The sequence below is a fragment of the Hymenobacter koreensis genome, assembly GCF_039541855.1.
Lineage (GTDB): Bacteria > Bacteroidota > Bacteroidia > Cytophagales > Hymenobacteraceae > Solirubrum > Solirubrum koreensis.
This window is the reverse complement of record NZ_BAABHA010000002.1, coordinates 597,434-610,676: the sequence shown is the minus strand read 5'-3', so window position 1 is coordinate 610,676 and position 13,243 is coordinate 597,434. Positions and strand designations below refer to the sequence as shown.

The 13,243-nt window shown below is 57.5% G+C and carries 16 protein-coding genes; 7 read left to right on the top strand and 9 right to left on the bottom strand.

What is annotated here, in order from left to right:
• Positions 1 to 130: 130 nt before the first annotated feature.
• From rplM to ABD903_RS05505, 5 genes are all read left to right on the top strand, one after another.
• Complete coding sequence (gene rplM / locus ABD903_RS05525; RefSeq protein ID WP_345222132.1) at positions 131 to 583, top strand: 50S ribosomal protein L13; 453 nt, start codon at positions 131 to 133, stop codon at positions 581 to 583.
• Between the two features lie 48 nt (positions 584 to 631).
• The gene (gene rpsI, locus ABD903_RS05520) at positions 632 to 1,018 is read left to right on the top strand and encodes a 30S ribosomal protein S9 (protein WP_345222131.1); all 387 of its coding nucleotides are present in this window, start codon (positions 632 to 634) and stop codon (positions 1,016 to 1,018) included.
• 18 nt (positions 1,019 to 1,036) lie between these two features.
• Positions 1,037 to 1,804: a 30S ribosomal protein S2 gene (gene rpsB, locus ABD903_RS05515; protein WP_345222129.1), complete on the top strand. Its 768-nt coding sequence runs from the start codon at positions 1,037 to 1,039 to the stop codon at positions 1,802 to 1,804.
• Between the two features lie 160 nt (positions 1,805 to 1,964).
• Positions 1,965 to 2,804, top strand: coding sequence for a translation elongation factor Ts (gene tsf, locus ABD903_RS05510; protein ID WP_345222128.1), 840 nt, complete (start codon positions 1,965 to 1,967; stop codon positions 2,802 to 2,804).
• A gap of 80 nt (positions 2,805 to 2,884) precedes the next feature.
• Positions 2,885 to 3,220 (top strand): hypothetical protein, encoded by a 336-nt coding sequence (locus tag ABD903_RS05505; RefSeq protein WP_345222127.1) that lies wholly within the window; start codon positions 2,885 to 2,887, stop codon positions 3,218 to 3,220.
• 2 nt (positions 3,221 to 3,222) lie between these two features.
• On the opposite strand, the gene ABD903_RS05500 is transcribed toward ABD903_RS05505, so the two are convergent.
• The 4 genes from ABD903_RS05500 to ABD903_RS05485 are packed head-to-tail and all read right to left on the bottom strand — an operon-like array spanning position 3,223 to position 6,535.
• Positions 3,223 to 4,272, bottom strand: a complete 1,050-nt coding sequence (locus ABD903_RS05500; RefSeq protein ID WP_345222125.1) for a DUF3089 domain-containing protein — start codon at positions 4,270 to 4,272, stop codon at positions 3,223 to 3,225.
• A gap of 9 nt (positions 4,273 to 4,281) precedes the next feature.
• Positions 4,282 to 5,469 (bottom strand): hypothetical protein, encoded by a 1,188-nt coding sequence (locus tag ABD903_RS05495; RefSeq protein WP_345222124.1) that lies wholly within the window; start codon positions 5,467 to 5,469, stop codon positions 4,282 to 4,284.
• Between the two features lie 37 nt (positions 5,470 to 5,506).
• On the bottom strand, positions 5,507 to 6,247 hold the full coding sequence (locus ABD903_RS05490) for a coiled-coil domain-containing protein (RefSeq protein ID WP_345222123.1): 741 nt from the start codon (positions 6,245 to 6,247) through the stop codon (positions 5,507 to 5,509).
• A gap of 36 nt (positions 6,248 to 6,283) precedes the next feature.
• Positions 6,284 to 6,535 (bottom strand): hypothetical protein, encoded by a 252-nt coding sequence (locus ABD903_RS05485; protein ID WP_345222122.1) that lies wholly within the window; start codon positions 6,533 to 6,535, stop codon positions 6,284 to 6,286.
• Positions 6,536 to 6,669: 134 nt separating this feature from the next.
• Here ABD903_RS05485 and ABD903_RS05480 point away from each other — a divergent pair, with 134 nt between their 5' ends.
• Entirely contained in the window at positions 6,670 to 6,855 is a 186-nt protein-coding gene (locus ABD903_RS05480; protein WP_345222121.1) for a hypothetical protein, read from the top strand.
• Positions 6,856 to 6,930: 75 nt separating this feature from the next.
• Here the strand turns inward: ABD903_RS05480 and ABD903_RS05475 are convergent, their stop codons facing one another.
• From ABD903_RS05475 to recA, 4 genes are all read right to left on the bottom strand, one after another.
• Positions 6,931 to 8,103 carry a sensor histidine kinase gene (locus ABD903_RS05475; protein ID WP_345222119.1) on the bottom strand — a complete coding sequence of 391 codons (1,173 nt, stop codon included), beginning with the start codon at positions 8,101 to 8,103 and terminating at the stop codon, positions 6,931 to 6,933.
• A 113-nt stretch (positions 8,104 to 8,216) separates the two neighbouring features.
• Entirely contained in the window at positions 8,217 to 8,927 is a 711-nt protein-coding gene (locus tag ABD903_RS05470) for a response regulator transcription factor (protein ID WP_345222117.1), read from the bottom strand.
• Between the two features lie 125 nt (positions 8,928 to 9,052).
• A complete protein-coding gene (locus ABD903_RS05465) occupies positions 9,053 to 9,895 on the bottom strand; it encodes a DUF3108 domain-containing protein (protein WP_345222116.1) in 843 nt (280 codons plus the stop codon).
• Between the two features lie 278 nt (positions 9,896 to 10,173).
• A complete protein-coding gene (gene recA / locus ABD903_RS05460) occupies positions 10,174 to 11,262 on the bottom strand; it encodes a recombinase RecA (RefSeq protein ID WP_345222114.1) in 1,089 nt (362 codons plus the stop codon).
• Positions 11,263 to 11,565: 303 nt separating this feature from the next.
• Between recA and ABD903_RS05455 the strand changes: the two genes are divergently transcribed.
• Positions 11,566 to 12,570 (top strand): hypothetical protein, encoded by a 1,005-nt coding sequence (locus ABD903_RS05455; RefSeq protein ID WP_345222113.1) that lies wholly within the window; start codon positions 11,566 to 11,568, stop codon positions 12,568 to 12,570.
• A gap of 5 nt (positions 12,571 to 12,575) precedes the next feature.
• Here the strand turns inward: ABD903_RS05455 and ABD903_RS05450 are convergent, their stop codons facing one another.
• Positions 12,576 to 13,118 carry a GNAT family N-acetyltransferase gene (locus ABD903_RS05450; RefSeq protein WP_345222111.1) on the bottom strand — a complete coding sequence of 181 codons (543 nt, stop codon included), beginning with the start codon at positions 13,116 to 13,118 and terminating at the stop codon, positions 12,576 to 12,578.
• Positions 13,119 to 13,243: the final 125 nt, after the last annotated feature.

Here is a 13,243-nt window from a genome sequence, read left to right as displayed (position 1 = left end):
ATCCACTTACTGCTTTGCATATCAAGGGAAAAGCGCTAATTTTGTGTCCGTTTTTCCCGGACCCTGTGCCTTCTTCTCAGGGTTTGTGGCTGAATCGTAAATACTTACCCAACCATCAACTTCCTGATCCATGGATCATCTGAGCTTCAAAACGCGCTCGGTAAACAAAGCCTCGGCCGATAAGGCCTGGGTTGTTGTGGACGCCAGCGACAACACGCTCGGACGAGTGGCCAGCCAGATTGCCAACATGCTGCGTGGCAAGCACAAGCCCTCGTTCACCCCGAACGCCGACTGCGGCGACAACGTCATTGTCATCAACGCCGACAAACTGCGCGTGACCGGCAAGAAAATGACGGACAAGATCTACCTGCGCCACACGGGCTACCCCGGCGGTCAGCGTAGCATCAACCTGCGCGACAAGAAGGCGAAGAATTCGCCCTCGGTAATCGAGCACGCGGTGAAAGGCATGCTGCAAGGCAACCGCCTCGGCCGCGAGCAGTTCCGCAACTTGTTCGTGTACGCCGGTGCCGAGCACCCGCACCAGGCCCAGCAGCCCACCACGGTTTCGCTGACCAATCTGTAAGCATTTTCGACGTGCGCCCCACGGCCGCGTTTCCTTTTTGTTTAACTCATGGAAATCACCAACACCTCTGGTAGAAGAAAAACCTCGGTGGCTCGCATCTACATGCAAGCCGGGCAAGGGATTATCACTATCAACGACCGGGACATGAAGTCGTACTTCAGCAACGAGCTCCTGGAAACCATCGTCAACCAGCCCTTCACCACGCTCGATGCCGTGGGTAAGTACGACGTGCGCGTTAACGTGCGCGGCGGAGGCATCAGCGCCCAGGCCGAAGCAATTCGCCTGGCCATTTCGAAGGCCTTGGTTGAAGAAAATGCCGAAACCCGTCCGGCCCTGAAGAAGGAAGGCTTCCTGACCCGCGACCCCCGCATGGTGGAGCGTAAGAAGCCGGGCCGCCGCAAGGCTCGTCGCTCGTTCCAGTTCTCGAAACGCTAATCCAGAGGAATTTACATTATGGCTCAGTCCATCACCTATAAAGACTTGCTGGATGCCGGTGCCCACTTTGGTCACCTTACCCGCAAGTGGGACCCGAAAATGGCGCCGTACATCTTCATGGAGAAGAACGGCATCCACATCATCGACCTGAACAAAACCTTGGTGTCGCTGGACCAGGCCTCGTCGGCCATCCGCAACATTGCCAAGTCGGGTCGGAAGATCATGTTCGTGGCCACCAAGAAGCAGGCGCAGGAAATCGTTACGGAAGAGGCCAAGCGTCTCAAAATGCCGTACGTGACCGACCGTTGGCTGGGCGGTATGCTCACCAACTTCGCCACCGTGCGCAAGTCGCTGAAGAAAATGAGCACCATCGACAAGATGGTGAAGGAAAACACCGCCTACGCTGCCATTGCTAAGCGTGAGCGTCTGATGCTGTCGCGTGAGCGGGAGAAGCTGGAGCGCGTACTTGGCGGCATTGCCGACCTGAGCCGCCTGCCCGCTGCTCTGTTCATCGTGGACGTGAAGCGTGAGCACATTGCCGTGAAGGAAGCCCACAAATTGGGTATCCCGGTGTTTGCAATCTGCGACACGAACTCAAACCCCGAACTCGTTGACTTCGCCATTCCCGCCAACGACGACGCTTCGAAGTCGGTAGCCCTGATCGTAGGTGCTATCAGCAAGGCTATCGAAGAAGGTCTGTCGGAGCGCAAGGTGGACAAAGAAGACGCCGACCGCAAGCAGGCTGACGAAGAAGCCATCCAGGAAAAGCAGACCGCCGACGAATAATCATTGGAGGAGCTAGAAGCTAGGAGTCAGGAGCTGGAATTCGTGATGTTGGCCCGTAGCCCATTCGATTCTGGTTTTTGACTCCTAGCTTCTTTCCGTTTCCTTCTTTCCTCTCCCTCGTTCAAAATCCTAGCTTCTAGCTACTAACTTCTTAAACACAATGGCAGCAATTACCGCCGCAGACGTGAACAAGCTGCGCACCATGACCGGTGCGGGCATGATGGATTGCAAAAAAGCGCTGGTAGAAGCCGATGGCGACTTCGAAGCCGCTCGGGACATTCTGCGCAAGCAGGGCCAGAAAATTGCCGACAAGCGTTCGGACAACGCCACGTCGGAAGGCTTGGTGCTGGCCAACGTAAGCGCCGACGGCACCAACGGCAAACTGATTGCCTTGGCTTGCGAAACCGAGCCGGTATCGAAAGTAGCCGACTTCAAAGCCCTGGCGCAGCAAATCTTGGATGCCGCTGTGCAGAGCAACGCCGGCACCAAGGAAGACCTGCTGGCTTCGGCCCAAGCCGACGGCCGTTCGCTGCAAGACCACATCACCGACCTGATGGGTAAAATCGGCGAGAAGCTGGACGTGGTGGCTTACGAGAACATGACCGCTGAGAAGGTGGCCTCGTACATCCACTCCGACAACAAGAAAGGCGTACTGGTGGGCCTGAAGAACGTAGGCGGTGCCGACGTAACAGCCGTAGGCCGCGACGTTGCGATGCAAATCGTAGCCATGCGCCCCGTAGCCGTTGACAAAGACGGTGTGGATTCGGGCACGGTGGAGCGTGAAATCGAAATCGGTAAAGAGCAGGCGCGTGCCGAAGGCAAGCCCGAGGCTATGCTGGAGAAGATTGCCCAAGGCAAGCTCAACAAGTTCTACAAAGAGAATACCCTCCTGAACCAAGAGTTCGTAAAGGACAATTCGGTAACCATTGCTCAGCTGCTCGACAAAACGTCGAAAGGCATGACGGTATCGGATTTCAAGCGTGTGGCTATCGGTGCTTAAGCATCACTAGTTGCAATAAAAAGCCCGCTGGCCTCGTGTCAGCGGGCTTTTTTGTGTCGATAGGGGTTACTTTGAGCACGATGACAGAAGATCGAAAATTCGCAATACGTGGGCTCCTGGAAAATGGCTTTAGACTAATTGCTATTTGCTGCGAATCGTATGAATTCAAACTTTATAACCCAGCATCATGGCGCCGACACTATCGTCTGATAAAAGCTTCGGCACTCATTGCGCGGTGGCTGCAAAAAGCCGCTTTCTATTCAGCCATTGACTTCGATGGGTTTGATGAGAAGACGTTCTGGCAAGAGTATCGCCTTTTCAGTCGAAGGCTTCCAAATAACTCGGCGTTTGTTCTGTTCGAGCAGTTTTATAAGCAGCACTTGCTTTGGCTAACAGGAGAAACCGACGCTGATTAACCTCACTGCCGCCGCTGCCACGCCTGCACCCGCGCCACGGCGTTGCGGCGTAGGTTCATGTAGTACAGGCCGTAATCGGCGATGTGGAAGGAATGGCGTAGTAGCGGCTGGCCGGGAAGTAAAAACCGCGGGTAGCCGTTGGATTCGGGAGGGTGCATCCAAAGCACGCCGTTGTGAATCTTCGCGTCGGCTACGTTGGGCTCTATCTTGTCGAAGCCGATGGGGACGCTGCCGCGGTTGAGGGCAGCGGGCGCGGCGGCGGTATCGAGGGCCCAGGTAAGCGGGTTGGTTACCACCGCATTGCGGAACGGGGTAAATTCGTAGCCCCACTCGGCTGTGTTCCAACTCACGTAGCAGCCTGTTTGCAAGGAGTCGGTGCAGGGCTGAAGCATTTGGTAGGTGCTGCGCGGCACATCGAACCCGATGAGGTAGGCCGCTACCAGCTGCCGGCGCAGCTTGGGGTCCTGGTCGAAGAACTCGCGCACCAAACGCCGGGCATGGTGGGTGCCCTGGCTGTGACCGGCTACAATAATGGGCCGGCCCTGGTTGTGGTGCTTCAAATAAAACTCGAAAGCGGCGCGTACATCGCCGTAGGCCAGTTCCAGGGCCAGCTTGCCGTTGGCCGTGCTGTCGAAAAACGAGATAAGCGTGGCCTGGCGGTAGCGCGGGGCGTAAATGCGGCCCGCAGCGTTAAACACGCTGGCCTGCTTCCGAATGACCGAGTTATCGGTGAAGCTGTTGAGCTGCGCATCGGCCAGGTCGGCATTCCAGGCGGAAGGCTTAAACAGCGTGGTGGGATGCACGAAAAATACATCGGCCGGGGCTTGGGCCTGACGGTCTTGCAGGTCGGTGCCCGCAGGAAGCTGGTCGGCGGCATCGGCGCGGGTGGGGAGTGCGGCCCAGCTTTCGGGCTGGCTGTAGTTAGGGGCAGCAGAAGGAGTGTACGCCGTGAATTCCCTGCGGGGCTTGATGATGTTCAGGCAGCCCGAAAGCAAGAGCAACGGGATGCCCAGAAGTAGCCAGCGGCGAAAAACAGGCTGGAATGCATGCATGCAGAAAGCTTATTCGGTTGCAGGCGGGGTGGGGGCAGCCGCGTCTGTGAACGTGTTTTGGAGCAGACGTTCCTGCCGGAAATACGTGACTTTGCCGCTCCGGTCGATGCGGGCGCGTACCTGGGCCACGGTTTGCTGGTACTGGTTGCGCGACTTGCGTAGGCTCCGGCCGCGTTCCTGGTACTGCACCATTACAGTGCCGTCTTCGGCCACCGGGCTGATTTGCAGGGTGCCGGGGTCGAAACTGATTTCACTTTCCAGAAACTCGGGAAAGTGGGAGCGGTTTAACTCTTCCTCGATGGCGGCAGGAGTAGTGTTTTGCAAGGTGTAAAACCGCTCTACTTGCGGAGCAAAATGCTGACCGGCGTTGAAGGGAGCCGCCTCCATGTCGTTGTAAAGCGCCGTAAGCGTACGTTGCACGCGGCTTTTTAGCGCCGATTCGTTTTCGGCAGCGGGAGGCGACGTAGCGGCGGCAGGCTGCTCAGTGGGGGGCGCAACAGGGGCCGTGGCAGTTGTTTCGGCGGGCGTTACAGGCACAACCGGCTGCACCCGCACGGTTTCGGGAGCGGCCACGGCCGGCAACTCCAACTGCTCGGCTTGTGGGCCTTCTTCCACGGCCACGGTGGCGGAGTCGGCAGCCGTCATGCTGCTGCTGGTAAGACGCTCGGAGGAACGGTTGCCCAGCAGCAGGTAAGCCACCACGGCGAGCAGCAATACAATGCCACCAATGATGAGCACCGCCGCCAACGGCTGCTGACGAGCCGGCTCCCGCTCGAAAATGGCCGGATCTTCTTCGACCTCAGCTTCGGGCTCGGGCATGCGCGGCATGGGCGCTTCCGTGGGCCGGTGGGTAATGGGGTCGAGCGCAACCGGTTTCAGTGGCGGCTGGCTGGGCGAATCGTTCAGGCTGGGCGGAAGTAGCGGGTCGGTTGTGGGCGGGGGCACCGTGTGGGGCGCGGGGGTGAGGGGGCGCGCCTGCACGGGTTGTGGGTAGGAGCTGTCGAATGCCGTAGGAGCGGGAGGCGGCGTAACCGGCGTGGGCGTAGGGCTGGTGCCGGCCGCCTGGGCCTTTTCATCGAAGAGCAGCTTGCGCTTCAGCGTTTCGAACTCCTGCGGCGTGATGGTGCCCGCGTCGAGCCATTCTTTCAGCTGACGCAGGGTATCGAGAGGAGAGGGGTTGGAATTGGAGTTGTCCATGGAGGGAGCAGCGGTTCGGAAGCGGAATTGCCGCGGGTTATTTACGGCCCAGGGCCGACAAACGGTCACGTCGGCGTTGGAGGAGTACTTTCTGGCGTTCCACACTGGCTGCGTTTTGCACCAGCTTCTCTTCGTTATCCTTCACGCGGGCCGCGTTTTTCTCGTTCTGCTCCTGCAATTGCTGAATCTTGGCCAGGTTACTGGTGGTATTCTCCTGGGTCGTTTTGGTGTCTTTTTCCAGCCGCTGCTTCTCGTTTTGGGCGGTTACCAACATTTTCTCGGCTTCCTGCACCTGCACCTTGTAGAAGTAAGGACGGGCTTCCTGGGCGAAGTTGTTGACGATGGTGCGCAGGGCCGCAAACTCAGAGGGCGTCCGCTCCGGGTCAATCCAGGTGGTGCCGTTGTCGAAGGAAGCAAACACCTGGACTTCAGTAGTGGTATCGGTGGGGGCCACTACGTTGGCGTAAAAGTCGATCAACTTGCCCGAAACGCTCGAAACCGGAGTCTGCTTCGCGGTTAGCACCTCTTTGCTGCCGCCCAGACCCAACACGCCGCCGGTTTTGAATTTGATGTTGTAGGTCTCCTTCATGAAGTCCTGGAAAAAGCCCCGCACCAGAGCGGTGCTGCCTTCTACCTGAACTTTCAGCGCGGGCCGTTCACGCTTGTCCACGTTCACGGTGCTGGTGCGTACGTCGTATACCTGCGCGGCTACCCGGGCCGTGGGTAGCACCGCCAGCAGAAAAAGAAAGCCGAAAAAATGGGTTGAAAAGCGGTTCATGGAAGTAGCTCGTTAAATCGTTCGGGAAAAATGCGCTTACAGCAGGTCGTGCCGCTCCAAGGCCGCGTGCAGATCCGCGCGCATGTCCTGGAAGCGCTGTGTGGCCGATGCCAGGAACGTCTCGTCAAGCAGCTGGCGCATTTCGGCGTCGCCCCCAATCAGGTCCAGCTCGCTCACTTTATAGGTTTGTTCCAGCATACCTTGCTCCAGCTTGAGCAGGTACTTGCCGTTCCAGGCCAGCAGGGTGATTTTAATATCGGGATGCGGAATATCGGCAACGTGGCGCATGGCAAAGCGAATTAAGCCAACGAAGATACCACCCTGCTTTAACTCCCTGTTCGATTTGCCCACTAACCCGGCGTGCACGGGAGCGTATACCTTTCTGTTGCTGCGCGTTTCCTCAACCATAACCTACCGGAATCATGCCACAAGGAGATAAGTCCAAGTACACGGACAAGCAAATTCGCAAAGCAGAACACATTGAGGAAGGCTACGAAAAGCAAGGCCTTTCCGAAGAAGAAGCCGAACGCCGAGCCTGGGCCACAGTAAACAAGCAGGACGGCGGCGGCAAAAAACCGGGCGGATCGGGCCGCAAATCCAGCAAGTAGCGCCGTTTGGCGAGAATAAAAGCCGGCCCTGCAGCGCAGGGCCGGCTTTTTTTTGTAGTGCAGCAACGCCTGCTATCAGTCGTAAGCCGGGGTGCGGGGTTTGGCCAGCTTGAATTCCAGGGTGGTGCCCTGGCCCACCGCGCTACGCACCCGAATGGTGGATTTATGCGCTTCCACAATGTGCTTGCTAATGGCCAGGCCCAACCCCGAGCCGCCTGAGTCGCGCGAGCGGCTTTTATCGATGCGGTAGAAACGCTCGAATATGCGGCGCTGGTGCTCTTCGGGAATGCCTTCGCCGTCGTCAGAAACGGCAATGCGTACGCTTTTACTGGCTTCGTGCAGCGTTACGGTCACTTGCCCTTGCTCGCGGCCGTACTTTAGGGCGTTGTCGATGAGGTTTATAAGCACCTGCCGAATGCGGTTGCGGTCGGCCAGTACACGTACGCCTTCGGTGGGTAAGGTAGCAGGCAGTAGTTCCAGCGTAACCCCGCGCTTGGCGGCTTTCAATTCTAATTGCTCGAAAATCTCCCGCACCAGCAGGGCCAGATCGAACACCTGCCGGCGCATGCGCACCACACCTTTTTCCAGCTGCGAAATGGTTACCAAGTCCTGGACCAGGGCGTCGAGGGCATCGAGGCTGGAAGCGGCCTTTAGTAGGAATTTTTCGCGGATGAACTCTTCGTCTTCGCCCGCGTCGAGCACGGTGTGTACGAAACCCTGGGCGGCAAAAATGGGCGTTTTCAGCTCGTGCGATACATCGGCCAGAAAATCGGAACGGAGCTGCTGAAGGCGGCGCAGCTCGTCGATTTCGTGTTGGCGACGCACGGCCATGTCCAAGATTTCCTCGCGCATGCGTTTGAGCGGCTCGGGCCGGAACAGAAACTTGTTCGACAAGCGCCGAAACTCCTTGCGCTTCACGTGCTCCAGGCCGGCGTAGATGTTGTTAATTTCCCGGAACATCAGGGCCTCGAACGAGAGGTACACCAGCAGAAAGCAGGCCGCTACCGTGATACCGCCAGCCAGCATGGCCTGTTCAAACGGCAGCGTAGGGGCCATGTAAGCGAAGAAGGTCAATACCCCACCCACCAACAGGGCTATGAGGATGGCAATGACCCGCGACGAGAGGTTGAGGTTGAACACAAAAGGAAGCGACGAATCGTGAGCGGAAAACACCGCCCCGTCATCGTCTCGGCGCACCGAAACCCGGCCGGCTCCGTGAGCCGCCGCAGCGTGGCGATTGTTTTTCACCCCAAAAGTCGCAATTCCGCGGTTGGTATTGGTTGATCGTTTCGAGTTGCTCGTTGTGGGTTATCATGCCAGGAAAGCGGACGGACAACGGGCAGCTCGTAGCGGGCAACTTCTCAGTTATCGGCGTTAAACTTATACCCAACGCCCTTGATCGTCTGGATATGATGGTCGCCTACTTTTTCGCGCACTTTGCGCACGTGCACATCCACGGTGCGGGCCAGTACAAAAACGTCGTTGCCCCAGATGTTCTGCAGCAGCTCGTCGCGGCCAAATACCTTGTGGGGCGAGGCTGCCAGAAACGCCAGCAGCTCGAATTCCTTTTTGGGAAGCGAGATTTTGCGGCCTTCCTGGTACACGGCAAAGCCCGTGCGGTCAATGCGCAAGCCGTTGATATCGATAACGTCGGACTGCGGGGTGGTGGGCTCCAGGTCGCGGCGCACCACGGCGGCTAGCCGGCTCATGAGGGCGCGCGGCTTAATGGGTTTGCTCAGGTAGTCGTCGGCGCCGGCTTCGAAGGCCGCTACTTCCGAGAATTCCTCGGAGCGGGCCGTCAGGAACAGGATGTAGGTGTCCTTAAAGCGGGGCTGAGCACGCAACTCGCGGCAGGCCGCAATGCCGTCGAGGTTCGGCATCATTACGTCCAGCAGCACGATGTCGGGGTTGAACTGCGGCGCGAGGTCCACGGCTTTGCGGCCGTCGGTGGCCGTGGCCACTTCGTAGCCTTCCTTGCGCAGGTTGTACTCAAGCAGCTCCAGGATATCGGGGTCGTCATCGACCACCAATACCTTGTAAAGAGTAGATGCGGAGGCAGAGGGCTGTTGCACGGCAGTAAGCAGCTAAGGAGAACGAACACGCGTTCCGCCGCAAAAATACCGCTAACCCTGACAGCAGGCGTGTTACGTTTTTGTAAACAGCTAGCGCGACACCCTTGGCCGGATATAGCAGGGCTCTAATTCTTCGTCACCAAGGCTAAACGGCTTTTCAGGCCGCTGTACTTGTACATATCAATCTTCACCGAGCCCACGAACATTTCGGCCTCGAAGAGCACCGGAATCTTGTTACGGTCGTCGGAGAGGTACACGCTAATGGCGTCTTCGCCGCGGAACAGCTTGTTGGAGGGCATTCTGGGCGTGAGACGAATGGCCCGAATCACGCCGGCTTTGGTATCTACGTTCTGCCGGCCCTTGTAGGTCACGGTCATATCGAATACTTCATCGTCGAAGAAGCCCTGCACCTTGATTTGCTCGCCCACCTTGCGGTTGCTGTAATCGAGCGTGCGCAAAAAATAAAAGCCGCTAACGAGGTCCTGCACGTTGTCGGGCACCTTGTGGGTGCTCTTCTTCACGTCTTTGCCCTTCTTTTTCGATTCCACCTCGGCCACGTCGCGCAGGTGGTCGAAATCAATCGTTTCCTTTTTGCGGTAGTTGTTCTCCTCGATGTTACGGAAGAACTTCTGCGGCAAAATACTGGTGGTGTCGATGTAGGAACGCCAGGTGTCGCGCACTTTCATGAAGAGGTCCACGGACCCATTCGTGCGGCCCGTTACCGTGGCCTTGAAGCAGGGTCGGTCGTTGATGCGCTGAATCTCGTTGGAAACCTCAATTACCGCCTCGCCGGCTGTCAACAGGCCGTAGTGCACTTTGTACCGAATTTCCTCGCCCCGGCCAAAACTTTCGTTGCGTATGGCGCGCTGCTCGGCACCGGTAGGTGTAAAAGCGGTGAGTCCCAGCGCCGTTGAGAGCAGCAGCGCGGGGGTAAGCAAAAGCCAGCGGCGGTTGGAAAAGGTAAACACGCGAACAATCAAATCAGTGGTGGCTGGCTCCTACGCAAAGTGGATGCCAGCAAATATAGCCAGATGCCCCGCCCAGCGAAACTCCCGGCTACGGTCAGGGGGTATGTACTGCAATGGCCAGTCGTTTGGTTGCCGATTCGGGCTTTTTACCGCTGGTTTTCAAGTGTGAAACGCCGGATGATGTCATAACAACGACAACGCTCACATGAGCTTTGCAGCGGGCAATAAAAAAGCCCGCTGCGGAGGGCAGCGGGCTTTTTTCGTTTAGAGCAACAGGCTTAGAGCGTGTCTTCGCCGTCCTCGGGGCCGCTCAGGTCCACCGGAATGGCGGCGGCTACGGCTTCGGGCTCACCTTTAGCCTTCTGGCGCACTTTGGCTTCGATTTCGTCGGCCAGCTCGGGGTTGTCCTGCAGAATGGTTTTCACACCCTCGCGGCCCTGGCCCAGGCGGTTGCCGTTGTACGAGAACCACGAACCCGACTTCTGGATGATTTCCATGTCGGTAGCCAAGTCAAGGATTTCGCCGACTTTGCTGATGCCCTCACCGTAGATGATATCGAACTCGACCACCTTGAAGGGCGGTGCTACTTTGTTCTTCACCACCTTCACCTTGGTGCGGTTACCGGTTACGTTGTCTTTGTCCTCCTTGATCTGGCCAATACGGCGGATGTCAAGGCGAACCGAAGCGTAGAACTTCAGGGCGTTACCACCGGTAGTGGTTTCGGGCGAGCCGAACATCACGCCGATTTTTTCGCGCAGCTGGTTGATGAACACGCAGCAGCAGCCAGTTTTGTTGATGGTACCGGTGAGCTTACGCAGGGCCTGGCTCATGAGGCGGGCGTGCAAGCCCACCTTCGAATCGCCCATGTCACCTTCCAATTCGCCTTTCGGCACCAGGGCAGCCACGGAGTCAATTACAATAATGTCGATGGCACCCGAGGAAATCAGTTGATCCGCAATTTCCAAGGCTTGCTCACCGTTGTCGGGCTGAGCGATGAGCAGGTTGCTTGTGTCAATGCCCAGCTTCTCGGCGTAGCTCTTGTCGAAGGCGTGTTCGGCGTCGATGAACGCGGCCACGCCGCCTTTCTTCTGCGCCTCGGCAATCATGTGCAGGGTCAGCGTGGTTTTACCCGACGATTCCGGCCCGTAGATTTCGATGACGCGGCCACGCGGCACGCCGCCGATGCCCAAGGCAATGTCCAAGCCCAGCGAACCGGTGCTGATGGCGGGAATGTCCACCACCTTATTGTCGCTCAGCTTCATGACGGTGCCCTTGCCATAAGCCTTGTCCAGCTTGTCCATGGTGAGCTGGAGAGCCTTCATTTTTTCGGCGTTTTGGTTCACCGTTTTGTCAGTGGTTGCAGCCATGTGTGCGTGCGTTGGGAAGATATGATGTAGGTTTGAAAGTCGCTGTTAAGGCGTAACTGCCAAGCGTCGGAATACTACGGAGAAAACCCCGTTAGCGTCCATTGCAGACAGCTTTTTCTAACACAGGCAAGCCCGGTTTTGTGCCAGTTGAGCAATAAATATATGAGAAAATATTTGCTAAAACTATTAGCTATTGGGGCTCTGTGTTTTACAAGCCAGTTAGCATGGGCGCAACTCGATAACCGCGCGTTTGAGTACCGGCGGCCTGTACGCGCCGAGCACAACAACCAGCTACGCCTAGCCGTGGAGGCGTTTCTATTTACAAAGGACAACGAGTATTTCAATAAAATCTTCGAAGGGCGTACCTACTACGGCACCCAGTTCGCTCCGCGCTTGGTGTACTATCCCAGTCCTGAGCTAAGGCTAGAAGCAGGCGTGTTTCTCTACAAAGATTACGGTACGCCGCGCCTGCGCCAGGTGCGCCCCATGTTCACGGCTATTTACCAACGCGGCCCGCACCGCATCTTGTTCGGCAACATCGACGCTCACCTGAACCACGGCTACATCGAGCCGCTTTTCGATTTTGAGCGGGTGATGCTGAACCGCCTGGAAGAAGGCATGCAGTACCAGCTGACCACCCGCCGCTTCGACGTGGATGCCTGGGTGGATTGGCAGCGGCAGCAGTACCGGTTTAGCAATTTTCAAGAGGAGGTAGCCGGTGGGTTGGTAGCCAATGCCACCGTGGTCCACGATACTACTGCGGGCTTGCGGGTACGGGTGCCGTTTCAGTTTCTGGCCATTCACCGAGGCGGCCAAATCGACACCATTTCTACGCCGCTGACTACGCTTTTTAACGTGGCCAGTGGCCTGCGCGTGCGCAAGGAACTGGCCTCGTCGTTTTTCCACGCGGTGCATTTCGATGGCTACGGCGTGTACTACCAGGATTACTCCTTTACCAAAGTACTGCCCTACAAAAGCGGAACGGGCCTGTACCTGAACGCCGGCGTAGATACGCGCCTAACCAAACTACAAGTGGCTTACTGGCACGGCAAGGGCTTCATTGCACCCCAAGGCGGCCCGCTCTACCAGTCGATTTCGTACACCGTGAACAGCCCCGATTATACCGAACGCAACCGCCAGCTGCTGATTCTGCGGTTTTTCAGCGACTACAAGCTCACCGACGGCCTCACGCTATCTACCCGCTTCGAGCCGTTTTATGATTTCCGCAGCCGCCAGATTGAATTCTCGTTTGGGACTTACATCAACTTCAACCGCGAGTTTTTCCTGACCACGCTCAAGCGTGATTAACGTAGTCATGACTCGTTTCGCAGTTCGTACTGCCAGATTCCGGGCTCGAACTGTGCCCGACTACGCTGAAAGCCGACGGCTTCGGCAGTGGCAATGCTGCGGATATTATCGGGCCGGCAGCGCAGAATGAGCTGCTGGCTGTTAAGGGCCGAACCGAAAGCATATGCTACTATAGCCTGCAAGGCTTCCCGGGCGTAGCCTTGGCCCTCAGCGGAATTGGCGAGATAATAGCCGATTTCGCCCATCCGGGCGCGGGCAGTATCAGGCTGCAGGCTGATGTCGCCGAGGTACAGGCCGTCGGTGTGCCGCCAGATTCCCCACACTAACAAACGCCGCTGACGCCAGTTGGCGGCGTATGTACGCAAGGTTTGCTGGGCGTCGGAGAGGGTTTGTACGGCGGCTATGCGGCGTGGGAAGGCGCTTTGGAGCCGTTCACGGTCAGCATCGAGCACCGTAAAAAAAGCCAAGGCATCGGCGGTGGTATAAGGACGAAGCAAGAGGCGCTCCGTGGTAATGGGCGCCGCCGACGGGCTAGGCAGCAAGGCCATAGTCAAAGGAATTTACTCTGCCACGCACAATGCAGAGGGGTGGTTGCCGCAGGGGGCAGAGACAGGAAAAATACGGCTTTACGACAAACCCCGGCTGCTGGGCTGCGTTAGCTTTTGCTGGTGCC

Excerpts from the sequence above, each read along its gene's own strand:
- rpsI (WP_345222131.1), top strand. The coding sequence starts at position 632 with ATGGAAATCACCAACACCTCTGGTAGAAGAAAAACCTCGGTGGCTCGC.
- tsf (WP_345222128.1), top strand. The coding sequence starts at position 1,965 with ATGGCAGCAATTACCGCCGCAGACGTGAACAAGCTGCGCACCATGACC.
- ABD903_RS05490 (WP_345222123.1), bottom strand. The coding sequence starts at position 6,247 with ATGAACCGCTTTTCAACCCATTTTTTCGGCTTTCTTTTTCTGCTGGCG.
- rpsB (WP_345222129.1), top strand. The coding sequence starts at position 1,037 with ATGGCTCAGTCCATCACCTATAAAGACTTGCTGGATGCCGGTGCCCAC.
- recA (WP_345222114.1), bottom strand. The coding sequence starts at position 11,262 with ATGGCTGCAACCACTGACAAAACGGTGAACCAAAACGCCGAAAAAATG.
- ABD903_RS05495 (WP_345222124.1), bottom strand. The coding sequence starts at position 5,469 with ATGGACAACTCCAATTCCAACCCCTCTCCTCTCGATACCCTGCGTCAG.
- ABD903_RS05450 (WP_345222111.1), bottom strand. The coding sequence starts at position 13,118 with ATGGCCTTGCTGCCTAGCCCGTCGGCGGCGCCCATTACCACGGAGCGC.
- ABD903_RS05500 (WP_345222125.1), bottom strand. The coding sequence starts at position 4,272 with ATGCATGCATTCCAGCCTGTTTTTCGCCGCTGGCTACTTCTGGGCATC.
- ABD903_RS05485 (WP_345222122.1), bottom strand. The coding sequence starts at position 6,535 with ATGCGCCACGTTGCCGATATTCCGCATCCCGATATTAAAATCACCCTG.
- rplM (WP_345222132.1), top strand. The coding sequence starts at position 131 with ATGGATCATCTGAGCTTCAAAACGCGCTCGGTAAACAAAGCCTCGGCC.
- ABD903_RS05480 (WP_345222121.1), top strand. The coding sequence starts at position 6,670 with ATGCCACAAGGAGATAAGTCCAAGTACACGGACAAGCAAATTCGCAAA.
- ABD903_RS05505 (WP_345222127.1), top strand. The coding sequence starts at position 2,885 with ATGACAGAAGATCGAAAATTCGCAATACGTGGGCTCCTGGAAAATGGC.